This is a genomic window from Streptomyces sp. NPDC020807 (genome assembly GCF_040641575.1).
Taxonomy (GTDB): Bacteria; Actinomycetota; Actinomycetes; order Streptomycetales; family Streptomycetaceae; genus Streptomyces.
In genome coordinates this window covers 175,591-198,916 of the sequence record NZ_JBFADU010000001.1, presented here as the reverse complement: position 1 = coordinate 198,916, position 23,326 = coordinate 175,591, and the positions used below count along the sequence as shown (strand labels likewise).

Here is a 23,326-nt window from a genome sequence, read left to right as displayed (position 1 = left end):
CGGCCCGGGACTCGTTCAGACCGTGCGGTCCCGGGCCGCGAGGAGGCCCACGGCGAGGGAGGCCGCGCAGACGCCGAGGACCAGGGAGATCGGCAGGCTCCAGGAGCCGGTGGCCTGGTGCAGGGCGCCGGCGGCCAGCGGCCCGACGGCGGCGACCAGATAGCCGACCGTCTGCGCCATCCCCGACAGCCGGGACGCGGTCGCCGCGTCGCCCGAGCGGAGCACGATCAAGGTCAGGGCGAGGCCGAGCGCACCGCCCTGACCGACACCGAGGAGCCCGGCCCACAGCCAGGCGCCCTCGGCGGGCGCGACGAGCAGACCGGCGTAACCGGCCGCGACCAGCGACGTGACCAGGACGATCAGCGGACGCTGGGTCCGCGTCCGGCCCGCCAGGACCGGCACGGCGAAGGCGCCCACGATCTGCGTCAGGGTGTTGAAGGCGAAGATCACACCCGCCGTGGAGCGGCTCATCCCGTGGTCGGTGAAGATCGTCGGCATCCACGCGATCAGGACGTACGACCAGAGCGACTGCCCGGCCATGAAAGCGGTCACCTGCCAGGCCAGCGGCGAGCGCCAGACGTTCACCTGCCGGGCGCCCGCGGCCGGCACGGCCCGTACCTCGTGACCCGTACGTCCCCGGGCGATCAGGACCTGCGGCAGCCAGGCGACGGCCGCCACCCCGGCGAGCACCGACCAGAAGCCGAGCGACGCCCTCCAGCCACCCCCGAGGGCCTCCTCCAGCGGCACCGCGGAGGCCGCGGCGACCGTCGCGCCCGCGATCATCGCGCCCGTGTAGACCGAGGTCATCGACGCGGCCCGGTCCGGGAAGTCACGCTTGATCAGGCCCGGCATCAGGACGTTCAGAAGAGCGATCGCCGTGCCGACGAGGACCCCGCCCGCGTACAGCGCGTACGCCGACGGCAGCACGCGCGTCAGGATGCCGACGCACAGCAGGACCAGCGCGCAGAACAGCACCCGCTCGGCGCCGAAGCGACGCCCCAGCCAGGGCGCGACCAGCGCGCCGAGCCCCAGGAACAGCACCGGGACCGAGGTGACGAGCGAACTCGCCGTCGCCGACAGCCCCAGGGAGGAGGAGATCTCGCCCACCAGCGGTGCCACGCTGGCGAGGGCGGCCCGCATGTTCAGCGAGGCCAGAACGATCCCGACCAGAAGGACGACAGGGTGCGCGAGCAGGGCCCGCCGCGCCGCCGCGCCCTCCGCCGAGGGCCGGACGTCGGCCTCCGCGTCGACCAGCAGAACGGCACCCGCGCCCGAGGCCGCGCCCGTATCCGTACGTACGCCGCTGCCCGAGGCCGCGCCCGTGTCCGTACGTACTCCCGGACCCGAACCCGTACCCGTACGTATGTCCCCGCTCACCGCGCCCCCTCAGGGGCCGGCGTCAGTCCGGCGATCGTGTCCATGGGCACCCTCAGCAGCTCCCGCGCCTGGCGCTCCGCCTCCTCCGGATCGCCCGCCGCGACCGCCGCCACCAGCGCCTCGTGAGCGTCGATGTCGACCGGCGGCATCTCCCGGTCGCCCAGGGCCTCCACGAGGACCTCGTGCACCTGGGCCGAGAAGAAGCGGTAGACCTCGACGAAGGCCGCGTTGTGCGTCGCGCCCACCATCGCGAGGTGGAAGGCGAGGTCCGCGTCCGCGTCCCGGTCGCCCTCCTCCCGCAGCGTCACCAGGGCCGCCCGCAGCCGCTCCAGGTCCTCGGAGTCCCGGCGGACGGCGGCGAGCCGGGCGGCCTCCGCCTCCAGGGCGACCCTGACCTCCAGGACGTCCGCCGCGCCCGCGTGGCGCACCCCGCGCAGGACGGCCGCCGGGTCGGCGGTCGACCGGACGAAGGTGCCGTTGCCCTGTCGCGACTCCAGGAGCTCGGCGTGGACGAGCACCCGGATCGCCTCGCGCACGGTGTTGCGACCCACCCCGAGCTCCTTGGCGAGCTCGTGCTCGGTCGGGATGCGGTCCCCGACCGCCCAGTCCCCGCCGGTGAGCTGCGCGCGCAGCTGCTCCACGACCGAGTCCACCAGCGAGGTCCGTCCCGCCGCCTTCAACGCCGCCATCCGACTCCGTCCCTCTGACCTCTTGATTCGCCCGGTTGCCCGGTCATCCTACAACTGACCCGTGGGCGGGACACGGGGCTACTGTGGGGCCGTACGCGGACCGAACACCCTCACCACCCTCGGGAGTCAGTCATGTCAGACCGCTTCGACGTCGTCGTACTCGGAGCTGGCCCCGGCGGCTACGTCGCCGCCATCCGCGCCGCCCAGCTGGGCAAGCGGGTCGCGGTCGTCGAGGAGAAGTACTGGGGCGGTGTCTGCCTGAACGTCGGCTGCATCCCCACCAAGGCGCTGCTGCGCAACGCCGAGCTCGCCCACATCTTCAACCACGAGGCGAAGACCTTCGGCATCAAGGTCGACGGCACCGTCTCCTTCGACTACCGCGAGGCGTTCAACCGCAGCCGCTCGGTGGCGGACGGCCGCGTCAAGGGCGTCCACTTCCTGATGAAGAAGAACGGGATCACGGAGTTCGACGGCCGGGGCACCTTCCTCGACGCGAACACCCTCCAGGTCGCCAAGTCCGACGGCACCTCGGAGACGATCACCTTCGACAACTGCATCATCGCGACCGGTGCCACCCCGCGTCTGCTCCCCGGCACGGCCCTCAGCGACCGCGTCGTCTCGTACGAGCAGCAGATCCTCGCCGAGGACGCCCCGAAGTCGATCGTCATCGCCGGCGCCGGCGCGATCGGCATCGAGTTCGCGTACGTGCTGAACAACTACGGCACCAAGGTCACGATCGTCGAGTTCCTCGACCGCATCGCCCCGCTGGAGGACGAGGAGGTGTCGAAGGAGCTGGCGAAGCAGTACCGCAAGCTCGGCATCGACGTCCTGACCTCCACCCGCGTCGAGTCCATCGACGAGTCCGGCCCGCAGGTCCGCGTCACCGTCACCGGCAAGGACGGCGCGCAGAAGGTCCTGGAGGCCGACAAGGTCCTGCAGGCGATCGGCTTCGCCCCGAACGTCACGGGCTACGGCCTGGAGGCCGCCGGTGTCGCCCTGACCGAGCGCGGCGCGATCGACGTCGACGGCCGCTGCCGCACCTCCGTGCCGCACATCTACGCCATCGGTGACGTCACCGCGAAGCTCATGCTCGCGCACACCGCCGAGGCCATGGGCGTCATCGCCGCCGAGACCATCGCGGACGCCGAGACGATGGAGCTCGACTACCCGATGATCCCGCGTGCGACCTACTGCCAGCCGCAGATCGCCAGCTTCGGCTGGACCGAGGCGCAGGCCCGCGAGAAGGGGTACGACGTCAAGGTCGCCAAGTTCCCCTTCATGGCGAACGGCAAGGCGCACGGCCTCGGCGACGCCACAGGCTTCGTCAAGATCATCGCGGACGGCACGCACGGCGAGATCATCGGTGCCCACCTCATCGGCCCCGACGTCACCGAGCTGCTGCCCGAGCTGACCCTGGCCCAGCAGTGGGACCTCACCGTCCACGAGGTCGCGCGGAACGTCCACGCGCACCCGACGCTGGGCGAGGCCGTGAAGGAAGCGATCCACGGCATCGCCGGACACATGATCAATTTCTGAGGTTCCTCCCGATGAGGACCGATCCGGGGTGATAGGCACGGTGCGTGCCGAACAACATCCCTCCGGGCGGGGAAGCTCCGCGTCATGAGTCCCCGGGTGGCGAACCGTCACGACCGATCAGGTCGTGGGTGCGTTCGTCACCCGGTACGCATGTCTGGCTGCTCGTCATCGCGATCACCAGCCTCGTCATCGCGCTCTCGCCCGACGCACTGGAGACGTACTTCCTCCACCGCAACAGCAGCAACCTCTACCAACTCGCGCACCACCCGGCGCGGGCGTTGCTCGGCAGCGCGTTCTGGATCGAGAACCCGACCGACCTGCTTCTGTACGCGGTCCTCTTCGAGCTCTTCCACGCCCCCGTGGAGCGGTGGCTCGGCACACCGAAATGGCTCTTCACCGTGGGCACCGCACACATCGCGGCCACGCTCATCAGCCAGCAGGTGGTGCTCGACGCCATCCAGGACCACGACGTGCCGCGCAGCATGGCACACGTCGTCGACATCGGCGTCAGTTACGGACTCGCCGCCTCCGCGGGCATCCTGACCTACCGGATCCCCCGCCCCTGGCGCTGGTTCTACCTCGTCGGCGCGGTCGCCTTCTTCCTCGTACCGCTCTTCGCCGGGCACACGTACACCGACCTCGGGCACGCGATCTCCCTGGCCATCGGCCTCGGCTGCTACCCGCTGACCCGCGGAAAACCAGTCGCCGACGAACACGGGTACGGCGCACACTAGTTGTGCGGGGGAGACGGGGGATCTCCCGACGCGGCCGCTTCGAGCGCGCGTACCGGTGAGGCTGTTCGCAGCCGTTCACGGACGCGCGAGGCCGCGAACCGCGAAGGCCCGCTCCGGGTAAGGGAGCGGGCCTTCCTCTTCGGGTCCGTCTACTTCGGGTCCGTCTACTTCGGGTCCGTCTTCTTCGGGTCCGTCTTCTTCGTACGGGCTCCGCTCAGGCTTCTTCGTACGGGCTCCGCTCAGGAGCCGAGCAGGCGCTCCAGGACGACCGCGATGCCGTCGTCCTCGTTCGACGCGGTCACCTCGTCGGCCACCGCCCGCAGTTCCGCGTGCGCGTTGCCCATCGCCACGCCGTGGGCCGCCCATGCGAACATCGGGACGTCGTTCGGCATGTCGCCGAAGGCGATCGTCTCCGCCGCCTTCACGCCGAGCCGGCGCGCGGCCAGCGACAGCCCCGTCGCCTTGCTCAGACCGAGCGGGAGGATCTCCACGATCCCGGGCCCCGCCATGACGATCTCCACGAGGCTGCCGACGGTCGCGCGCGCGATCCGCGTCAGCTCGTCGTCGCTCAGCTCCGGGTGCTGGATGTAGACCTTGGTCAGCGGCGCCGCCCACAGCTCGGCCGGGTCCTCGAACGGGACGTACGGCAGGTCCGACCCCGCCTGGAGCCGGTAGCCCGGACCCATCAGGACGCCGCCGTCCAGACCGTCGCGGCTGGCGGCCACGGCCAGCGGCCCGACCTCCGCCTCGATCTTGGAGAGCGCCAGCCCGGCGAGCTGCCGGTCCAGCGTCACCGAGGTCAGCAGCCTGTGCTCACCCGCGTGGTAGACCTGCGCGCCCTGACCGCACACCGCGATGCCCTCGTAGCCGAGGTCGTCGAGGATGTGGCGGGTCCAGGGCGCTCCCCGGCCGGTGACGACGATGTGTGCCGCGCCCGCCTCGGTCACGGCGGCGAGGGCGTCCCGCGTACGGGTGGAGACGGTGTCGTCGGAGCGCAGCAGCGTGCCGTCGAGGTCGGTCGCCACCAGGCGGTAGGGGAAGGAGGTCACTTGGCGATCGGCTCCAGGATCTCGCGGCCGCCCAGGTACGGCCGCAGTACCTCCGGCACCCGGACCGAACCGTCGGCCAGCTGGTGGTTCTCGAGGATCGCCACGATCGTGCGCGGTACGGCGCACAGCGTGCCGTTCAGGGTGGCCAGCGGCTGGACCGTCTTCTTGCCGTTCTGCTCGTCGCGCATGCGGACGGAGAGGCGGCGGGCCTGGAAGCCGTCGCAGTTGGAGGCGGAGGTCAGCTCGCGGTACTTGCCCTGGGTCGGGATCCACGCCTCGCAGTCGAACTTGCGCGAGGCGGAGGAGCCCAGGTCACCGGTGGCGACGTCGATCACCTGGAACGGCAGCTCAAGGGAGGTGAGCCACTGCTTCTCCCACTCCAGGAGCCGCTTGTGCTCGTTCTCCGCGTCCTCGGGCGCGACGTACGAGAACATCTCGACCTTGTCGAACTGGTGGACGCGGAAGATGCCGCGGGTGTCCTTGCCGTAGGTGCCGGCCTCGCGGCGGAAGCAGGGCGAGAAGCCGGCGTACCGCAGGGGCAGCTTGTCGGCGTCGATGATCTCGTCCATGTGGTACGCCGCGAGCGGGACCTCGGAGGTGCCGACGAGGTAGTAGTCGTCCTTCTCCAGGTGGTACACGTTCTCCGCGGCCTGGCCGAGGAATCCGGTGCCCTCCATGGCGCGCGGACGGACCAGCGCCGGGGTCAGCATCGGGATGAAGCCGGCCTCGGTGGCCTGGGCGATCGCCGCGTTGACGAGGGCGAGCTCCAGGAGGGCGCCGACGCCGGTCAGGTAGTAGAAGCGCGAGCCGGAGACCTTGGCGCCGCGCTCGACGTCGATGGCGCCGAGGGCCTCGCCGAGCTCCAGGTGGTCCTTGGGCTCGAAGCCCTCGGCCGCGAAGTCGCGGATGGTGCCGTGCGTCTCGAGGACGACGAAGTCCTCCTCGCCGCCGACGGGCACGTCGCTGTGGACGATGTTCCCCAGCTGGAGGAGGAGCCGCTTGGCCGTCTCGTCGGCCTCGTTCTGCTCGGCCTCTGCGGCCTTGACGTCCGTCTTGAGCTGCTCGGCCTTCTGGAGGAGCTCGGCGCGCTCCTCGGGGGTGGCCCGGGGGATCAGCTTGCCGAGCGCCTTCTGCTCGGAGCGGAGCTCGTCGAAACGGACGCCGGACGACCTGCGCCGCTCATCGGCGGAGAGCAGGGCGTCGACGAGTGCGACGTCCTCTCCACGGGCGCGCTGGGAGGCGCGAACACGGTCGGGGTCCTCACGGAGCAGACGAAGGTCAATCACCCCACCAGGCTACCGGTGCCCGCTTGCACGCCCGTCCCCACCGGAGGGGGCCCGCGTGTTGTCCCAGTTATCCACAGGCTGTGCGGAAGTTCTGTGGACTACGGGAGGCCATGGGGAAAGGGGCGACAGGGGTCGAGTGGACCTCGAATCCGACAATTCCACGACCAAACGTCTGCCCTCTCCTCGTTTGGGTGGACCACTCGGAGGAAGTGGGGTGATTTGTCGACCATGTCGGATAGCGACAGGGAAAGGCGAGGTCGGCCGGGGTGGACGTTCGCGATGTCGACTTGTCCCCAGGGGTGCGCGAAATCCTGTGGATAACCCCTGTGGGAAAAGAAAAGTACGCAGGTAGGACTAGTAGAACTAGTTATTCGCACCTGTGGACGACCGCCGACGGCGGTCGAGGCGATCGGCCAGTATCGGGATCAGGCCCGACCGTCCTGGGCCCTCGCCAACCAGTCGGAGGCCGCCGTGAACTCCTCGTCCGACGTACCGCGCCGCAGCGCCGCCACGTCCTCGGGCCTGACGCCCGCCCGCGGATACGAACCGAGGAAGCGGACCTTGGGGCAGATCCGCTTGAGCCCCATCAGCGCCTCGCCCACGCGGCGGTCCGAGATATGCCCCTCGGCGTCCACGGCAAAGCAGTAGTTCCCGATCCCCGCCCCCGTCGGCCGGGACTGGATCAGCATCAGGTTCACCCCGCGCACCGCGAATTCCTGAAGAAGTTCGAGGAGGGCACCCGGATGATCGTCACCCAGCCACAGCACCACGGAGGTCTTGTCCGCGCCCGTCGGGGCCGACGGCCGGGCCGGCCGACCCACGAGCACGAACCGCGTCTCGGCGTTCTCCGCGTCGTGGATCTCGGTCACCAGCGCTTCGAGACCGTACGTCGCCGCCGCGAACTCACCCGCGAAGGCCGCGTCGAACCGGCCCTCCTGGACCAGCCGGGCCCCGTCCGCGTTGGACGCGGCCGACTCCCACACGGCGTCGGGCAGGTGCTTGCGCAGCCAGTTCCTGACCTGCGGCTGGGCCACCGGGTGGCCCGTGACCGTCTTGACCTCCGACAGCTTGGTCCCGGGCCGTACGAGCAGCGCGAAGGCGATCGGCAGCAGCACCTCGCGGTAGATCACCAGGGGCTCGCCGGAGGCCAGCTCGTCCAGGGTCGCGGTCACTCCGCCCTCGACCGAGTTCTCGATCGGTACGAGCGCGGCGGCGGCCTCCCCGTTCCGTACGGCGTCGAGCGCGGCCGGGACCGAGACCATCGGGACCAGCTCCCGCGTCGCGGCCTCGGGCAGCGTACGGAGCGCGGCCTCGGTGAAAGTGCCCTCGGGGCCGAGATACGTGAACCGGGTGGCGGACATACCGTCACCCTAATGCTCCCGGGTCCCGCCGGACGCCGGTCCCGAGGACTGCTACGACTCCAGAAGCCGCTGGCCCACGTACTCGCCCTCGGCGGGGCCACCCGGCACCGCGAAGAGACCGCTCGCCTCGTGCCGGATGAAGGCCGACAGCGCGTCGCCCCGGTCGAGCTTCCGCTGCACCGGGACGAAGCCCCGGAGCGGATCGGCCTGCCAGCAGACGAAGAGCAGACCGGCGTCCGGCGTCCCGTCGGGACCGATCCCGTCATGGAAGGAGAAGGGCCGGCGCAGCATCGCCGCGCCACCGTTCTGCTCGGGGGCGGAGATCCGGGAGTGGGCGTTGTCCGGGATCACCAGCTTCCCGTCGGGGCCGAACTTGTTCAGGTCGAGCTCGGTGGTCTCGCTGCCGCCGGTGAGGGGAGCGCCGTCGGACTTCCGGCGGCCGATCACCTTCTCCTGGCGGTCGAGCGGCAGCTTCTCCCAGTCGTCGAGGAGCATCCGGATCCGTCGCACCACCGCGTACGAACCTCCGGCCATCCAGGCGGCGGCGCCGGTTCCGGCTCCGGTCCCGCCGTCGGCCGCCCCGGCCGGGACGAAGATCCGCTGGTCGAAGTCCGGGTCCGAGGGCTTGGGGTTGCCCGTGCCGTCGACCTGGCCCATGAGGTTGCGCGCGGTCATCGGCTTCGCGGTGGCACCGGCCGAGCGGTTGAAGCCGTTCATCTGCCAGCGCACCCGGGCCGCGTCGCCCGCGTCCTTCTGCACGGCCCGCAGGGCGTGGAAGGCGACGAGGGCGTCGTCCGCACCGATCTGCACCCACAGATCGCCCTCGGAGCGCCGGGGGTCGAGCGCGTCGGAGGAGAACGCGGGCAGCGGGTCGAGTGCGGAGGGGCGGCGCGAGGCGAGCCCGGTGCGGTCGAAGAACGTCCTGCCGAAGCCGAACGTGAGCGTGAGGGAGGAGGGACCCGCGTCCAGCGCGATGCCCGTGTCCACGGCGGGGGCCTCGCCCGCCATCAGCGTCCTCGCAGTGGCCGACCAGCGGCGCAGCAGGGCGGCGGCCTCCTTGCGGCCCGCTCCGGGGGCGAGGTCGAAGGCGATCAGATGGCCGCGGGCCTGGAGGGGAGTGGTGATGCCGGCCTGATGTTTCCCGTGAAACATCACCTCCGTCGCGCCGACGGAGGTGAGGGCACCCGGGCCTCCGGCACCGGTCGCGGAGGACTCGTCGCCCGAGACCGCCCCGGCGATCCCGGCACCGCCGGCCGCGCCGATGACGAGCCCGGCCGCGCCCGCGGCGCCGACGGTGCCGAGCAGGCGCCGCCGCGAGATGTCGACGGTGGTGCCGCTGTTCTCGCTCGTGTTGTTGTCGCTCTCGGTCACCTGGTTCAGCCGATCTTCACGTTCTTGGCGATGGTGGTCTGGTCGATGTCGGAGGTACGGACGGTCACCTGGATCTTCCATTCCCCGGGCATCGGGATCTGGACGCCGCTCGCGGTCCAGTGTCCGGTCTGGATCCGGTCGGGCACGACGGGCAGGGGGCCGACGGCCTTGGCCTCCAGGGTGAAGGCGACCTTGATCTCCGGGACGTCCAGCGGCTTGCCGTTGGGGCGCTCGACGAAGAGATGGAGCGCGTTGGCGCCGGTGCGGCCGGGATCGAGGCTGAGACGCACGACGCCCTTGCCGTCGACGCCGCCGGTGTCGAAGGGCAGCCGGATGTCGACCGGACGGTCGGGGACGGCGGCCGATCCGGCGACGCCGGTCCGGCCGGCCTCCTCCTCGGTGCGACCGGGCTCGGTCGAGGTGAGGACGGTGGTGACGGCGAGGAGGACGACGGCGACGGCGGCCTCTGTCAGCACCGAGCGGCGCAGTCCCGTCCGCTCGGGGTCGCTGTCCCGCTCCCGCTTGCGCCGGGCGGTGGCGACGGCGGCCCGCTGCCGGGCGAGCTGGGCGGCCCGCTCGGGGCCGACCTCCTGCTCCTCGGCGGGTGCGGCCTCCGCCGGGGCTTCGGCCGACTCGTCGGCCGACCCGTCTACCGGCTTCTCGACCGAGTCCTCTGCGCGGGCGGCGTTCGGATGCGCGGCCGGCTCCTCGGCAGGGATCGTCTCCTCGGCCGGCGTCGGGTCCGCCAGGCGCTGGGTCCAGCGGCGGGAGGTCCAGGCGATGCCGAGGAGGACGGCCATCAGACCGATCTTGACCAGGAGCAGCTGGCCGTAGCGGGTGTCGGTCAGGGCGGACCAGGAGCCGACCTGGCGCCAGGACTGGTAGACGCCCGTGGCCACGAGGACGAGGACGGAGGCGAAGGCCACCTTCGAGAAGCGCTCGACGGCCGAGCGGTCGACGGCGGTGGTCCGGTAGAGCGCGACGAGCAGCACGGTCAGTCCGCCGAGCCAGGCGGCGACGGCGAGGAGGTGAAGGATGTCGACGGGCATGGCGATGCCGGGCTGGATGCCGGTGGAGGCGTGCTCCGCGAGGGCCCAGGTGCCGGCGATGCCGGCGGCGACGACCGTGCCGCCGAGACCCAGGCCGAAGGCGAGGTCCTTCTTCTCCTTCGGGTCGGTGCGCCGGGCGTAGGAGCCGAAGAGGACGGCCACGAAGAGCGCGGCGGCGCCGAGGAGCAGCAGCCGGGAGGTGAGCGCGGCGCCGGTCTTCGTCTCCAGGACGGCCTTCAGGCCGGCCAGGTCGAAGGCGTCGGAGAGTTCGCCGGAGCCGGTGTAGGGGCTGCGGAGCAGCAGCATCACGAGGGTGGCGACGGTCAGGGTCAGCCAGGCCCGGACGACGGTCCGCTGGACCGGGCGGGAGCCCGCGCCGCGGGGCCAGCAGATCAGGACGAAGGCGCCGCCGCCGACGAGGACGGCGAAGGAGGCGTACGAGAGGTAGCGGGCGATGCCGTAGAAGGCCCCGACGGGGCCGCCGCCGACGTTCTGGTCGGGGAGGGCGACGGAGGTCGCGGAAGGGGCGCCGATGGAGAAGGTGAAGGCGCCCGCGATGGGGTGGCTGTCGGCGGAGACGGTCTGCCAGGCCACGGTGTAGGTGCCGTCGGGAAGTCCGGCGCGGAGCCCGACTCCGTACCGGACGACGGAACCGCTGCACAGGTCGCGGATCTCGCCGGTGTCGGCGCGGCGGCCCGAGGGGTCGAGGACCCGGATCGAGTCGGCGCTCATGGCGACCTGCTCGCTGAAGGTCAGGTTGACCTCCTTGGGAGCGGTGGCGACCACCGCCCCGTCCTTCGGGTCGCTGCCCGTGAGCGCCGCGTGCGCGGAGGCGGGTGCGGCGCCCGCGAGCAGCGTGCCGAGCAGCGCGGCCGCGAGGACGAGCAGCCGGGCCCAGGCGGCGCCGAGGCGCGGGGCGGTGGTCGTTGTCATCTCTCCGTCACTTCTTCAGAGCGGTCCGCTCAGTGCTGCTGCGGGTTGTGGTTGGCGGCTTCGACGGGAACGTCGACCTTGATCGGGTCGGCCTTCTCGAAGTGGAGCTCGATGCTGACCTTGTCGCCCTGCTTCGGCTTCGACTTCAGTTCCATGAACATGATGTGGTTGCCGCCGCGTTCGAGCTTGAGCTCCCCGTTGGCGGGGATGTCGAACGACGTCACCTGCTGCATCTTCTGGTTCTTCGTCTCGTGGATCGTGACGTCGTCCGAGATCGGGCTGGTGACGGAGGTGAGCTTGTCGGCGGTGCCGCTGTCGTTCTTGATGGTGAGGAAGCCGCCGGCCATGTCCATCACGGGCTGGGGCATGAACGCGCCGCTGACCTCCAGGCGCGGCTTGTCGTCGGAGGACGAGCAGCCGGTCAGCGCGAGGGAGGCGGCGAGCGCCACGGCGGAGACGGCGGCCAGGGTGGTGGTGCGGCGGGTCACGGGTTCTCCCCCTTGATCAGCTTCGGCAGGTCCTTCGCGTACTGCTCGACGGTGGTGTCCTCGCCGTACAGGACGTAGCCCTGGTCGGTGGTGGGCGAGAAGGCGATCACCTGGGCGCCGTGCATGGAGACGACGTTGCCGTTCTCGACCTTGGGCGGGTCGATGCCGATGCCCATCGAGCGGGCGCCCGCCTGGATGGCGGAGAAGTCGCCGGTCAGACCGGTGAAGGAGGGGTCGCCCGCGGCGGGCAGCCACTTGCCGAGCTCGGCGGCCGTGTCGCGCTCGGGGTCGGTGGTGACGAAGACGACCTGGAGCTTGTCCTGGTCGGCCTTGGGGAGCTGCTTCCTGGCGATGGCGATGTTGCTCATCGTGAGGGGGCAGACGTCCGGGCAGTGCGTGTAGCCGAAGTAGATGAGGGTCGGCTTGCCCTTGGTGCGTTCCCGCAGGTCGTACTTCTGGCCCTTGGTGTCGGTGAGGACGAGGTCGGGCTTGGTGAACGGCCGGTCCAGGACGGTGGCGGCCTTCTCGGGGTCGCTGCCGCCGGAGACCTCGGCGACGGAGCCGGAGCCGGTCGCGGGCTTGGAGTCGTCGCCGAGGCCGACGGCGGCGGTGATGCCGAGGGCGGCGACGATCGCGACGGCCGCGATGATCAGCGGGGTGCGCCGCCCGGGGCGGGCGGTGGCCGCCCCGGGCGTCTTCTCTTCGGACATGGTGGTTCTTCCGGTCGTACGAGTGAGGGTTGTACGGGTGAAGGGGGGGGAGGGGGAGCGGCGGCCGTCAGGCGGACGTCGAGCGGCGGCGGCCGGCGAGGACGCCGAAGGCGACGCCCGCGATGCCGACGAGGATGCCGACGACGCCGAGGACCCGGGCCGTGGTGTCCGTGGTGGCGGAGGAGGCCGAGGCGGTCTCCTTGTGGTCGGCCGCGGTGTCGTCGTGACCGCCCTTGGCGTCGGCCGAGGCGGTGGCGGTGGCCGTCGGGGCTGTACCGCTGCCGCCGCCGTGGTGGTCGGCGCTCGCGGCGGAGAGCTTGAGGACGGGGGCCGGGTTCTGCGGCTCGTCCGCGCCCTCCTTCTCCTCCTCGATCCAGCGCACGACTTCCTTGTTGTCGTAGGTCTGGATCGCCTTGAGGACGAGCTCGTCGGTGTCCTCGGGCAGCTGTCCGAGCGAGAGCGGGAACTGCTGGAACTGGCCGGGGCCGATCTTCGAGCCGTCGGCGGTCCAGGTGACCTTGGAGACGGCCTCGTTGATCTTCTTGCCGTGCAGCTCCAGCGGCTTGGTGAGCTTGCTCTTGGTGACCTCGGCCTTCCAGCCGGGGACGGGCTGCGGCATGACGGAGGCCAGCGGGTGGTCGAGGGGGAAGTTGACCTCGAGCTTCACGGTGGAGGCGTTGTCCCGCTCGTTCGGGACCTTGATGTTGACGGTCGCGTACCCGCCCTTGGCGGCCTCGCCCTGCGGCTGCACGCTGACGTGCGCGAAGGCCGTGCCGGACAGCAGGACGACGGAGGAGAGGGCGACGCCGCCGGCGACGGCGATGCGGGAAACGGAAACGGTCATGGCAGAAGACACTCCAGCTCGGAGGGATGACGACGGGAGCCGGCACACCGACGGGACGTCCGGGCGTGCGGGCTTTCGCGGCGCCGCCCCCTCCCGGAAAGGAGTGGTGAGCGGTCCGCGTCAGGCTGCGAGGGCGTACGGGGCGGCCGGCGGGCCGCGCCTGATCACGGTGTCTCTGAGTGCCTCGGCCACCGGCGGCGGCGAGGAGTCGAAGGCCGTACGGGCGGGCCGGCGCGGCCCGGCGTGCGGCGCGGCCGGGAGGCCGGCGAGCAGGCTCCGCACGAGACGGAGCGAGGCGCGCAGGGCGCGGACCAGGGCGCATTCGGCGAGCTCGGTCGCGCCCTGCCCGGAGAGGCGGCCGAGGGTGACGATCGCCTGGTCGCCCCGGCGGAGCAGCCAGCCGGCCGCGAGGGCGGCGAGCAGGTGACCGAGGAGCATGGGGAGGCTCGGGAGGAGCCCGGCGAGCGGTGCGTCCGCGGCCAGCCCCATGCCGGTGCCGGCCGCCTGGGCGACGGAGCCGTGGACGAGGGAGCCGTGTCCGCCGCCGAGGCCCGCGTCGCCGACGATCCGGGCGGCTTCGGCCGGGCCGATGGCGGCCTCGTTCTTGCCGCAGATCAGCTTGGCGGCGAGCCGGACGAGGGCGGCGCCGTCGGCCTGGTCGGCCTGCGCGAGGTGGCGCTGGCCGAGGCCGAAGAGGCCGTGGAGGCCGAGCTGCCCGGCCGCGAGGGCGCCGACGACGAAGCCGAGGGAGCGTTCGCGGCCGGTGAAGAGGACGGTGAACCCGAAGACGCCGAGGAAGCCGGCGAGCAGGGACCACAGGGCGATGCCCGCGCAGGCGGCGAGGGCGTGTCCGGTCGCGGACAGCACGACGCAGACCGCGGTGAACACCGCGGCCCTCAGCAGCCGTGGAGCGAGCGCGGGGGCAGACATGGCGGGCCCATCATCGCACCAGGGGTGCCTCCGCCATGCGGCAGGTCCGGAAGGTCGTTCTTGCGCCCCTTGGGGACGACATACACCGGGGCCGCCGCCCGCTGCATCCGCCGAACGAGCGCTCTTGACGGTTCCGGGGGCTTACGGAGCCTTCCTTCCGGCAATAGGTAACGGTATGTCGAGCCGCGGCCGGGAGGCTGGAGCATGAGCATCTGGTGGTCACTCCATCTGCGGCGTGAGGCTGCGAGCGTGCCGCTCGCGCGGCGGCTCCTGATGGGCACGATGGAGACGGCGGGGGTCGATCCCGACGTGTCCTACGAGCTGTCGGTCGCCCTGACCGAGGCGTGTGCGAACGCGGTGGAGCACGGCGGCCGGGGCACGGAGGACGTGCCGGGCGGGGCGCTCTCGGAGGCGTACCGCGTGACGGCGTACCTGGACGGGGAGACCTGCCGCATCGAGGTGGCGGACGCGGGGCCGGGGTTCCCCGGCACGGCGGCGGGCGCCGCTCCGGTTCCGTCGGACGAGGCGGAGCACGGCCGCGGACTGCGGCTGATCGAGGAGCTCGCCGACCACGTCCACTTCGGCAACCGCACGGGCCGGGGCGGCGCGGTGGTCAGCTTCGACAAGATCCTGAAGTGGCGGGACAGCCCGTCGCTCCTCATGGCCTGACGAGCTGGTGGCCTGGTGGCCTGGTGGGCTGCTGACCTGGTGGGCCGATGACCTGACCGGCGCGGGGGTACGGCGGCGGGTACGGGCGGCGGGTACGGGCGGCGGGTACGGGCGGCGGGTACGGGCGGCGGGTACGGGCGGCGGGTACGGGCGGCGGGTACGGGAAAGGGCCCCCGCCGGTCGGTCGGCGGGGGCCCTTTCCCGTACGTCGTGCGGAGCGGAGGTCAGCCCTTCAGGCCGGCCATCCACGCCTCGACCTCGTCGGAGCGGCGCGGGAGCGCGTCCGAGAGGTTCACGTTGCCGTCGGCGGTGACGAGGATGTCGTCCTCGATCCGGACGCCGATGCCGCGGTACTCCTCGGGCACGGTCAGGTCGTCGGCCTGGAAGTAGAGGCCGGGCTCGACGGTCAGGCACATGCCCGGCTCGAGCGTGGTGTCGACGTACGTCTCGGTGCGCGCGGCGGCGCAGTCGTGGACGTCCATGCCGAGCATGTGGCCGGTGCCGTGGAGGGTCCAGCGGCGCTGGAGGCCGAGCTCCAGGACGCGGTCGACCGGGCCCTCGACGAGGCCCCACTCGACGAGCTTCTCGGCGAGGACGCGCTGGGCGGCGTCGTGGAAGTCGCGGTAGGCGGCGCCGGGCTTCACCGCGGCGATGCCGGCCTCCTGCGCCTCGTACACGGCGTCGTAGATCTTGCGCTGGAGGTCGGTGTACCGGCCGTTGATCGGCAGGGTGCGGGTGATGTCGGCGGTGTAGAGCTCGTTGGTCTCGACGCCGGCGTCGAGGAGGAGGAGCTCGCCCGAGCGGACGTCGCCGTCGTTGCGGACCCAGTGGAGGGTCGTGGCGTGCGGGCCGGCGGCGCAGATGGAGCCGTAGCCGATGTCGTTGCCCTCGACGCGGGCGCGGAGGAAGAAGGTGCCCTCGATGTAGCGCTCGCTGGTGGCCTCGGCCTTGTCGAGGACCTTGACGACGTCCTCGAAGCCGCGGGCGGTGGCCTCGCAGGCCTTGCGGAGCTCGGCGATCTCGAAGTCGTCCTTGACGAGGCGGGCCTCGGAGAGGAAGACGCGGAGTTCCTCGTCGCGCTCGGCGGTGACCTTGTCGGCGAGGGCGGCCTCGATGCCGGCGTCGTGGCCGCGGACGGCGCGGACCGGGCCGGTGGCCTCGGCCAGGTGGCCGGCGAGCTCGCGGACGTCCTTGGCGGGGAGCCCGAGGAGCTGCTCGGCCTCGGCGAGGGAGTGGCGGCGGCCGACCCACAGCTCGCCCTGGCCGTCGAGCCAGAACTCGCCGTTCTCGCGGTTGGAGCGGGGGAGGAGGTAGAGCGTGGCCTCGTGGCCGCCCTTGGCGAGGGGCTCCAGGACGAGGACGCCGTCCTGCGTCTGGTCGCCGGTGAGGTACGCGTACTCGGTGGAGGCGCGGAAGGCGTACTCGGTGTCGTTCGACCGGGTCTTCAGGTTTCCGGCGGGGACGACCAGGCGCTCACCCGGGAAGCGGGCGGAGAGCGCGGCGCGGCGGGCGGCCGTCTTGTCGGCCTGCGCGATGGGCGTGAGGTCGTGCAGCTCGGTGTCGGCCCAGCCGGACTTCATGTTCTCGGCGAGTTCGTCGGAGACGCCCGGGTACAGGCCGTTCTTCCGCTGCGCGATCGCCTGCTGCTCCTGCTCCTCGGTCGCCTCTTCCGGGGTCTCCGGCGTGAGCTCGGCCACGGGTCTGCCTCCTCTTGGTACGACACTGAACCCCCACCATCGTACGTTCGTGACGTGGGGATCCAGGGTCGGAGGGCCTCATTCCGCAGCAATCCGGAGTGTTAGATTCCGCGCACGCGCGGTCCCGGTCGCCTCACTCGAACCGCGCGGCGAGAATCACCACGTCCTCCTCGTCCCGGTGGCGGTCGAGCCCCTCCGGGAGGAGCGTCCGCAGGACGTGGTCGGCGATGGCGCCCGGGTCGCCCCGGTCGGCCTTCGGCACGCTCGCGGCGGCGGCGTGGAGCCGAGCGAAGGCCCGGTCCATGGGATCGCCGGTACGGCGGAGCAGCCCGTCCGTGTAGAGAAGCACCGTTTCTCCGGGTGCGGGCGAGAGCTCCACGCTGGGCGCCTCCCAGCAGGCGAGCATGCCGAGCGGGGCCGAGAGCGAGGTCTCGACGAACTCGGTGCGGTGCTCGCCGACGAGGAGCGGCGGCGCGTGCCCGGCCCCGGCGAGGACGATGCGGCGCTGCGCGGGCTCGGCGTACGCGAAGAGGGCGGTCGCGGAGCGGGCGGGCTCGGTGAGCCGGAGCAGCAGTTCGAGGTCGGAGAGGACGGCGACGGGGTCCTCGCCCTCCATGACCGCGTACGCGCGGAGGGAGGCGCGCAGCCGGCCCATGGCGGCCAGCGCGCTGGGCCCGTTCCCGGAGACGGAGCCGACGGCGAGGCCGAGGGCGCCCTCGGGGAGCGGCAGCGCGTCGTACCAGTCGCCGCCGCCCTGGGGGCCGGTGCGGTGGCGGGCGGCGAGCTGGACGCCGGGGACGCGGGGGAGGCGGCTGGGAAGCAGCTCCTCGGCGACGGTGGAGACCTGCGTGCGGGCGCGCTCGACCTGGAGGAGGCGGGCGATGTGCTCGGTGGCGAAGCGGCCGTAGAGGCCGATGAGGTGGCGCTGGCGGTCGTTGGGTTCCGCGGGCTCGTCGTAGAGCCAGACGGCGGCGCCGAGGCGGCCCGCCTCCTCGGTGGCGAGGGGGAGGGCGTAGCTGGCGGCGTAGCCGAGTCGGGCGGCGACCTCGCGGTGGCGCGGGTCGAGGCCCTCTTCCGTACGGACGTCGCGGATGGCGATCGGGTCGGGGACGCGGGCCGGGTGGGCGGGGTCCGGGAGGCCGTCGAGGAGGCGGCCGTAGCTGGTGGCGCTGCGCGGGACGGTCTCGATGGCGCCGAGGTCGGCGCGGGCGAGGCCGAGGCCGATGGTGGTGGCGGGGCCGAGGCCGTCGGCGGGTTCGAGGACCGCCATGCCGCGGCGGGCGCCGACGAGGGCCGCTCCGGCGCCGAGGACCTCGGGGAGGGCGTCGGCGAGGGAGGAGGTCCTGATGAGGCGCTCGGTGAGTTCGTGGAGGGTGGTCAGGTCGGAGACCCAGCCGGCCAGGCGGTCCTGGATCAGGGCGCCGGGCGGGAGGGGCGTGTCGCCGGGTGTCGCGGCCGACGGGACGCCGGGGAGAGCCGACGGGGCTCCGGGGAGAGGCGCCGCAGTGTGCGGGGGAGAAGGAACCGTGGAGTCGATTCCGGCCACTTTCGGCAGGTGTGGGGCGCTCATCTCAGTCGGCTTTCCGACCGGTGCGTTTGAGGCCATAGCATCGCAAATCGCATCGCAAACCCCCATGTCATTCTGCGCCGCTCGATGTCTCCACATGTACACGCAGGGGCGGAGGGATGTCCAGCATTGTCCCCGTGGGACTTGTGGTGTCCGTGGGGAGCGCGCGAAGGCCGACGAGAGGGTTGCTGTACACGGGAAGTTGGCTGAAAATTGCCCTCTCGGTGCACCTTTTGCGGTCGACTGGCGTCGTTTGAAAGCGCGTCATTCCGGGTGTGCGGGGTACGTAATCGATGACAGGCAGGGGCAGTTGGAGCTGTCCCGGAACGTGCGGCGGGGCCCCGGCGTCCTTCGTACCGCAGGCCGCAGCCCGTCCCCCGGTGGCGGGGAACGTGTTCTGACCGTCAAGCCCCATCCGGCTCGCTCGACCCCCGCATCGTGACGGGGCGCCGCGCCGCCGACCCGGCTACGCGCTGATACGCACGGTGAAGAGATCTGCACATGGTGTGATGTGTGACGCGTGATGTGTTGATGTGGATTCGGCGTTCAACGGAAAGGAACGAGCGCTCATGCGCGAGATCCTCGGAAGGCGACGCAGGCTCCGGTTCCGGCGCAAGGCGAGGACCGCCCGGCTCGAAGCGGCGGTGACCTTCGCGACCGAGTGGGACTGGCCGGTCCTGCCGGGCGTGGAACCGAAGGCGACGGCCCGTACGGCGGAGGGGTCGGTGTGCGCCTGCCCCGACCCCGAATGCCCGGTGCCCGGCGCACACCCCTACGACCCCGGCCTCCTCGCGGCGACGACCGACGAGCGGATGGTCCGCTGGTGGTGGACGACCCGCCCGGACGCCCCGGTGGTCCTCGCCACGGGCGGTTCCGCGCCCTGCGCGGTGAGCCTGCCGGCGGTCGCGGGGGCCCGCGCGCTCGCCGCGCTCGACGCGACCGGCGTGCGGCTCGGACCCGTGGTGGCGACGCCGACGCGATGGTCGATCCTCGTCGCCCCGTACGGCCTCGAACGGCTCGGCGACCTGCTGTACGCGAAGGACGGCGTCCCCAGTTCGCTGCGGTTCCACGGCGAGGGCGGCTACCTCCTGCTGCCGCCCTCGGTCACCGGCGCCGGACAGGTCCGGTGGGAGCGCGCGCCGCTCGCGGGCTCGGCCCGGCCCTGGCTGCCGGACGTGGAGGCCGTGGTCGACGCGCTCGTCGAGGCGAGCACCAGCGCTCCGGGCGGCGGCAGCCGGCTGACGTACTGAGGGCCCGCCCGTTCACCCGAACGGGTGTGTCCTGGCCCGACTTCCCGGGCAAACGGGCGCGCGGCCGGCCGACCCCCCACCGGCCGCCGATATGTTCGCCCCACCCGGCGAAGATCACGGGCGAAGGAGCAGGTGGGTCGTGGGTCGCATGAGTCCGGTGATGAGCCCGGCGAAACTCCGCATGGCCGGACTCGGAACCGCCGTCGCGGTCGCCGTCCTGCTGCCGATCGTCGCGGTGGCGGGGCCCTCGGGCGAGCCCGCCGGTTCCGCCGCGAAGTCCGGTGACCTTGCGCGGGGGGCCGGTGACCAGGCGCGAATGTCCGGTGACCAGGCGCAAGGGTCCGGTGACCACGCGCGGGGGTCCGGGGACGGGAAGTCGGGGGACCTGCTCTCGGATCTGGGCGGAGACCTCGGACTCCGTACGCCGAAGGGCGCGCCGTCCGCGGCACCGGCGTCGACCCCTCCCGTACCGCACGTGCCGAAGGGGCCGGTGACACCGGTGACACCGCCGGTCCCCGAACGGCTCACCCGCTGCGGACCGGAACTCGCCTCCCCCGAAGGCGTCGAGGCGCAGACCTGTGTCCTCTCCGAGGGTCCGGACGTGTGGGCGCGTACGTACTACCGCAACGCGACCGGACAGGAACTCGACGCGTTTCTGACCCTGATGGCGCCCGGCGGCCGGACCGTCCAGGTGCGCTGCGCGGTCGCGGCGCAGGACGAGCCGGGGACCTGCGAGACGCCCCGGGAGCGGCGCCGGGGCGGGGCCGGGGATTCCGCTTCGTATGCGGCGGTCGCGGAATTCGCGGGTACCGGCGAGGGGGACAACACGCCTCTGCTGCTGCGTTCCGGCAGCAATGCGGCGGAGTCCGAGGGAAGTTGAGAGCCGGGCTCCCCGGCGTGGCCTGACGGGCCTCCCGCGGGGGCGGGCATGGAAAGGCCCGGTCGCTGGCGACGGGGGATGCACCAGCGACCGGGCTTCCAGAACGGTAACAAGAGATCTGCTGTTCGCAAATTCGATCTCGGTTATTCGGACAGGGAATTACCCCTTCACCGACCGGGTTGTGGCGGAAGTCACCGACCGGTCGGTCTGCCCGTCACCGATACCACCTGGGGTATCAGCTGAGAGTCACCTGACGGTTCGTGAGGCCGCCGCGCGCGCGACGCTCGTCGGCGGTCAGCGGGGCGTCCGAGGCGAGCGCCGCGGCGAGCCGCTCGGCGAACGCGGCGGCCGGCTTCTCGCACTCCTCGGCGGTCATCGACGACGGCAGGTCCCAGACCGGAACCATCAGGCCGTGCGCGCGGAACGAACCGACGAGACGGGTGCCCTCGCCGAGCGAGGTGCCCTCGCCGGCCTGGAGGCGGGCGAGCGCGTCGAGGAGCTTCTCCTCGGGGTGCGGCATGACCCAGCGCAGGTGGTTCTTGTCGGGGACCTCGCACCAGTAGGCGGCGTCCACGCCGGTCAGCTTGACCGTCGGGATCGCGGCCGCGTTGGCGCGCTCCAGGGAGGCGGCCACCTCGGGCTCGGAGCCCTCGGCGGACTGCGGGATCCAGAACTCGAAGCCCGTGTGGACCTCGGGGACGAACGGCGCGTCCGCGTCGAGCAGATCCTGGAGGCGCGGGCCCTCGGCCGGCACGCGGCGCGGGGGAACGGGGTTGCCCGGCTCGGTCTCCAGGGCGCGCTGGAGGGTGTCGGCGAGGTCGCGGGCGAGGTCGCCGGAGGAGGAGTCGTTCTGCAGGGCGAGGAGGACGGAGCCGTCGTCGCGGCGGAGCGCGGGCCACGCCATGGGCAGCACGGTCGCGAGCGTCACCGACGGCACGCCCTCGGGCAGACCGGCCTTGAGGGTGAGCGGCACGGTGGCGGCGGGCACCAGCTCGCGGAGCGCGACCCAGTCGCACTCGCCGGGCAGGCCCTCGAAGGGGCGCTGGACGACCTCGGTGACGGCGTGCGCGGCGGTCCGGCCGTGACAGGCCTTGTAGCGGCGGCCCGAGCCGCAGGGGCAGGGCTCGCGGGCGCCGACGACCGGGATCTCCCCGCTCGTGACCTGTGCCTGGCCGGCCTTGCCGGCCTTCGTCTGGGGGCGCTTCTTGGCCATGGTGTGGCTCTCTCCCGGCTGTACGTGGTTGTACGTGGTCGTACGTGCTGTACCGGGCGCGAGCCTAGCCGCACCCGGCACCAGCGCATCCCAGGAGAGGGGAGCCGCGTCGGCCGGGAACCGGGTCAGTCGAGGTCGTCGTACGCGCAGAGGAAGTCGAAGCCCGCCCCGCCGCCCCCGCCGCCGACGCGTGTCGCGAAGTCCTCGTTGCGGTGGCCCTCGGTGACCACCACCCAGACCGTCACCTCGCCGGTCGCGCTGTCCCGCACGCCCCAGTCCCGCGCCAGCGCGCCGATGATGTTCAGTCCGCGTCCGCCGTGCGCCGTGACCGAGGGCGTGGACGGCACGGGTCGCGTCGGACCACCGCCGTCCGTGACCTCGACGCGCAGCCCGCCCGACGGGTCGACCCGCCAGGCCGCCCGGACGTCGCCCTCGCCGTGCTCGGGCCGCCCCAAGGGCTGGGCGTAGCGCCACGCGTTGCTCAGCAACTCGGAAAGGATCAGTACCGCGTCGTCGACGACCGATTCGGCCACCCCGCTGCGGTACAGCTCGTCCCGCATGCGGTGCCGCGCTTCCCCCACGCCCGCAGGGCCATGAGGCACGGCCATGCTCGACGACGTGGGCACCTCCTGTGCCACCACCAACGCCACCCCCGAGACCTCCTTCTGCCCCCACGCCACCGTGTGGATGCCCCGATGGCCTGGGCCGGAAACCGCCGGAGGCACGTGGGGTGTCGCACTCGTGACGATCGCGTACGCGCCGAACGCACCGGAGCACTCCCCGTAACCCCTGGGGCAGTTGGGGAAGAAGGGTCAGCCGGTGGTGCGGCCGAGCTGGGCGAGGACCTGTTTGGGGCGGTTCGTGATGATCGCGTCCACTCCGAGCCGCACGCAGAGCTCGACGTCCTCCGGTTCGTCCACGGTCCAGACGTGGACCTGGTGCCCGGCCTTCTGGAGCCGCAGGATCACGGCCGGATGGTGGCGGACGATCCGCATCGACGGCCCCGCCACGCGCGCGCCCGCGGGCAGCCGTCCGTCGCGCAGGCGCGGGCTGACGAACTGGGAGAGGGAGACCGTCGGCATCGTCGGGGAGGCGGCGGCGATCCGGTGCAGGGACCGGGGCGAGAAGCTCATGATCCGTACGGGGGAGGCCTCGGGCGCGTCGGGGGCGTCGAGCTTGAACCGCTTGAGGAGGTGGAGGAGCCGCTCCTCGACCTGTCCGGCCCAGCGGGTGGGGTGCTTGGTCTCGATGGCCAGCTCGACCCGGCGCCCGGCGTCGGAGACGAGCTCCAGGAGCCGTTCCAGGGTGAGGACGGAGGTGTAGCCGGGGTCGCCCCAGTCGGGGCTCTCGGCCGCGTCCTCCCGCTCCTCGCGTTCCTTCCAGGCGCCGAAGTCGAGCGCGGCGAGGTCGGCGAGTTCGAGGGCGGAGACGGCTCCGCGGCCGTTCGACGTGCGGTTGACGCGCCGGTCGTGGACGCAGACGAGGTGGCCGTCGGCGGTGAGGCGGACGTCGCACTCCAGGGCGTCGGCGCCGTCCTCGATGGCCTTCACGTAGGCGGCCAGGGTGTGTTCCGGGGCGTCCTCGGAGGCTCCGCGGTGGGCGACGACCTGGATGGGCGTGCTGATCGGGTGCTGCCGTGCGTGGGTCACGGCGTCATGGTGCCATTGGCGGGGCGCGGAGGGCACACCGGAAC

At 72.2% G+C, this 23,326-nt stretch carries 20 protein-coding genes and 1 pseudogene; 5 read left to right on the top strand and 16 right to left on the bottom strand.

Annotated features, from left to right (window positions below; all coding sequences use genetic code 11):
- Positions 1 to 15 precede the first annotated feature (15 nt).
- Complete coding sequence (locus AB0G79_RS00985; protein WP_360799127.1) at positions 16 to 1,254, bottom strand: MFS transporter; 1,239 nt, start codon at positions 1,252 to 1,254, stop codon at positions 16 to 18.
- A 119-nt stretch (positions 1,255 to 1,373) separates the two neighbouring features.
- The gene (locus AB0G79_RS00980; protein WP_360798159.1) at positions 1,374 to 2,066 is read right to left on the bottom strand and encodes an FCD domain-containing protein; all 693 of its coding nucleotides are present in this window, start codon (positions 2,064 to 2,066) and stop codon (positions 1,374 to 1,376) included.
- Between the two features lie 132 nt (positions 2,067 to 2,198).
- Here AB0G79_RS00980 and lpdA point away from each other — a divergent pair, with 132 nt between their 5' ends.
- Positions 2,199 to 3,602: a dihydrolipoyl dehydrogenase gene (gene lpdA / locus AB0G79_RS00975; protein WP_360798157.1), complete on the top strand. Its 1,404-nt coding sequence runs from the start codon at positions 2,199 to 2,201 to the stop codon at positions 3,600 to 3,602.
- Positions 3,603 to 3,718: 116 nt separating this feature from the next.
- Positions 3,719 to 4,336, top strand: coding sequence for a rhomboid-like protein (locus tag AB0G79_RS00970; RefSeq protein WP_360799125.1), 618 nt, complete (start codon positions 3,719 to 3,721; stop codon positions 4,334 to 4,336).
- Between the two features lie 239 nt (positions 4,337 to 4,575).
- Here AB0G79_RS00970 and AB0G79_RS00965 read toward each other — a convergent pair whose 3' ends face one another.
- The 9 genes from AB0G79_RS00965 to AB0G79_RS00925 form a co-directional block, all read right to left on the bottom strand.
- Positions 4,576 to 5,385 (bottom strand): HAD family hydrolase, encoded by an 810-nt coding sequence (locus AB0G79_RS00965; protein WP_360798155.1) that lies wholly within the window; start codon positions 5,383 to 5,385, stop codon positions 4,576 to 4,578.
- The gene (gene serS, locus AB0G79_RS00960; RefSeq protein ID WP_360798153.1) at positions 5,382 to 6,671 is read right to left on the bottom strand and encodes a serine--tRNA ligase; all 1,290 of its coding nucleotides are present in this window, start codon (positions 6,669 to 6,671) and stop codon (positions 5,382 to 5,384) included. The genes AB0G79_RS00965 and serS overlap by 4 nt, the downstream gene beginning before the upstream one ends.
- A gap of 425 nt (positions 6,672 to 7,096) precedes the next feature.
- Positions 7,097 to 8,032 (bottom strand): prephenate dehydratase, encoded by a 936-nt coding sequence (gene pheA / locus AB0G79_RS00955; RefSeq protein ID WP_360798151.1) that lies wholly within the window; start codon positions 8,030 to 8,032, stop codon positions 7,097 to 7,099.
- Between the two features lie 51 nt (positions 8,033 to 8,083).
- Entirely contained in the window at positions 8,084 to 9,484 is a 1,401-nt protein-coding gene (efeB, locus tag AB0G79_RS00950; protein WP_360798149.1) for an iron uptake transporter deferrochelatase/peroxidase subunit, read from the bottom strand.
- Positions 9,409 to 11,385, bottom strand: a complete 1,977-nt coding sequence (locus AB0G79_RS00945) for a copper resistance protein CopC (RefSeq protein WP_360798147.1) — start codon at positions 11,383 to 11,385, stop codon at positions 9,409 to 9,411. The genes efeB and AB0G79_RS00945 overlap by 76 nt, the downstream gene beginning before the upstream one ends.
- A 29-nt stretch (positions 11,386 to 11,414) precedes the next feature.
- The gene (locus AB0G79_RS00940) at positions 11,415 to 11,873 is read right to left on the bottom strand and encodes a copper chaperone PCu(A)C (RefSeq protein ID WP_360798145.1); all 459 of its coding nucleotides are present in this window, start codon (positions 11,871 to 11,873) and stop codon (positions 11,415 to 11,417) included.
- Positions 11,870 to 12,583, bottom strand: coding sequence for an SCO family protein (locus AB0G79_RS00935; protein WP_360798143.1), 714 nt, complete (start codon positions 12,581 to 12,583; stop codon positions 11,870 to 11,872). Before AB0G79_RS00935 ends, AB0G79_RS00940 begins: the two co-directional genes overlap by 4 nt.
- 67 nt (positions 12,584 to 12,650) lie before the next feature.
- Positions 12,651 to 13,427 (bottom strand): YcnI family protein, encoded by a 777-nt coding sequence (locus AB0G79_RS00930; RefSeq protein ID WP_360798141.1) that lies wholly within the window; start codon positions 13,425 to 13,427, stop codon positions 12,651 to 12,653.
- Positions 13,428 to 13,547: 120 nt separating this feature from the next.
- Complete coding sequence (locus tag AB0G79_RS00925) at positions 13,548 to 14,357, bottom strand: hypothetical protein (RefSeq protein ID WP_360798139.1); 810 nt, start codon at positions 14,355 to 14,357, stop codon at positions 13,548 to 13,550.
- A gap of 204 nt (positions 14,358 to 14,561) precedes the next feature.
- Here AB0G79_RS00925 and AB0G79_RS00920 point away from each other — a divergent pair, with 204 nt between their 5' ends.
- Complete coding sequence (locus AB0G79_RS00920) at positions 14,562 to 15,026, top strand: ATP-binding protein (RefSeq protein ID WP_360798137.1); 465 nt, start codon at positions 14,562 to 14,564, stop codon at positions 15,024 to 15,026.
- 224 nt (positions 15,027 to 15,250) lie between these two features.
- Here AB0G79_RS00920 and AB0G79_RS00915 read toward each other — a convergent pair whose 3' ends face one another.
- Together AB0G79_RS00915 and AB0G79_RS00910 are read right to left on the bottom strand one after the other, a co-directional pair.
- Positions 15,251 to 16,723 (bottom strand): aminopeptidase P family protein, encoded by a 1,473-nt coding sequence (locus AB0G79_RS00915; protein ID WP_360798135.1) that lies wholly within the window; start codon positions 16,721 to 16,723, stop codon positions 15,251 to 15,253.
- A 133-nt stretch (positions 16,724 to 16,856) separates the two neighbouring features.
- A complete protein-coding gene (locus AB0G79_RS00910) occupies positions 16,857 to 18,329 on the bottom strand; it encodes a PP2C family protein-serine/threonine phosphatase (RefSeq protein ID WP_360798133.1) in 1,473 nt (490 codons plus the stop codon).
- A 530-nt stretch (positions 18,330 to 18,859) separates the two neighbouring features.
- On the opposite strand from AB0G79_RS00910, the gene AB0G79_RS00905 reads away from it, so the two are divergent.
- On the top strand, positions 18,860 to 19,540 hold the full coding sequence (locus AB0G79_RS00905) for a bifunctional DNA primase/polymerase (RefSeq protein ID WP_360798131.1): 681 nt from the start codon (positions 18,860 to 18,862) through the stop codon (positions 19,538 to 19,540).
- Between the two features lie 148 nt (positions 19,541 to 19,688).
- The gene (locus tag AB0G79_RS00900; RefSeq protein ID WP_360799122.1) at positions 19,689 to 20,420 is read left to right on the top strand and encodes a hypothetical protein; all 732 of its coding nucleotides are present in this window, start codon (positions 19,689 to 19,691) and stop codon (positions 20,418 to 20,420) included.
- A 235-nt stretch (positions 20,421 to 20,655) separates the two neighbouring features.
- Here AB0G79_RS00900 and AB0G79_RS00895 read toward each other — a convergent pair whose 3' ends face one another.
- From AB0G79_RS00895 to AB0G79_RS00885, 3 genes and pseudogenes are all read right to left on the bottom strand, one after another.
- Entirely contained in the window at positions 20,656 to 21,633 is a 978-nt protein-coding gene (locus AB0G79_RS00895) for a DUF5926 family protein (protein ID WP_360798129.1), read from the bottom strand.
- Between the two features lie 125 nt (positions 21,634 to 21,758).
- A pseudogene (locus AB0G79_RS00890) lies at positions 21,759 to 22,372 on the bottom strand (ATP-binding protein).
- A 73-nt stretch (positions 22,373 to 22,445) separates the two neighbouring features.
- Complete coding sequence (locus tag AB0G79_RS00885; RefSeq protein ID WP_360798127.1) at positions 22,446 to 23,282, bottom strand: glycerophosphodiester phosphodiesterase; 837 nt, start codon at positions 23,280 to 23,282, stop codon at positions 22,446 to 22,448.
- Between the last annotated feature and the right edge of the window lie 44 nt (positions 23,283 to 23,326).

What these genes read in the sequence shown, in the direction of transcription:
- AB0G79_RS00980 (WP_360798159.1), bottom strand. Translation starts at nt 2,066, where the DNA reads ATGGCGGCGTTGAAGGCGGCGGGACGGACCTCGCTGGTGGACTCGGTC.
- lpdA (WP_360798157.1), top strand. Translation starts at nt 2,199, where the DNA reads ATGTCAGACCGCTTCGACGTCGTCGTACTCGGAGCTGGCCCCGGCGGC.
- pheA (WP_360798151.1), bottom strand. Translation starts at nt 8,032, where the DNA reads ATGTCCGCCACCCGGTTCACGTATCTCGGCCCCGAGGGCACTTTCACC.
- efeB (WP_360798149.1), bottom strand. Translation starts at nt 9,484, where the DNA reads ATGGAAGATCCAGGTGACCGTCCGTACCTCCGACATCGACCAGACCAC.
- AB0G79_RS00945 (WP_360798147.1), bottom strand. Translation starts at nt 11,385, where the DNA reads ATGACAACGACCACCGCCCCGCGCCTCGGCGCCGCCTGGGCCCGGCTG.
- AB0G79_RS00935 (WP_360798143.1), bottom strand. Translation starts at nt 12,583, where the DNA reads ATGTCCGAAGAGAAGACGCCCGGGGCGGCCACCGCCCGCCCCGGGCGG.
- AB0G79_RS00930 (WP_360798141.1), bottom strand. Translation starts at nt 13,427, where the DNA reads ATGACCGTTTCCGTTTCCCGCATCGCCGTCGCCGGCGGCGTCGCCCTC.
- AB0G79_RS00925 (WP_360798139.1), bottom strand. Translation starts at nt 14,357, where the DNA reads ATGTCTGCCCCCGCGCTCGCTCCACGGCTGCTGAGGGCCGCGGTGTTC.
- AB0G79_RS00920 (WP_360798137.1), top strand. Translation starts at nt 14,562, where the DNA reads ATGAGCATCTGGTGGTCACTCCATCTGCGGCGTGAGGCTGCGAGCGTG.
- AB0G79_RS00910 (WP_360798133.1), bottom strand. Translation starts at nt 18,329, where the DNA reads ATGGCCTCAAACGCACCGGTCGGAAAGCCGACTGAGATGAGCGCCCCA.
- AB0G79_RS00905 (WP_360798131.1), top strand. Translation starts at nt 18,860, where the DNA reads ATGCGCGAGATCCTCGGAAGGCGACGCAGGCTCCGGTTCCGGCGCAAG.
- AB0G79_RS00900 (WP_360799122.1), top strand. Translation starts at nt 19,689, where the DNA reads ATGAGTCCGGTGATGAGCCCGGCGAAACTCCGCATGGCCGGACTCGGA.
- AB0G79_RS00895 (WP_360798129.1), bottom strand. Translation starts at nt 21,633, where the DNA reads ATGGCCAAGAAGCGCCCCCAGACGAAGGCCGGCAAGGCCGGCCAGGCA.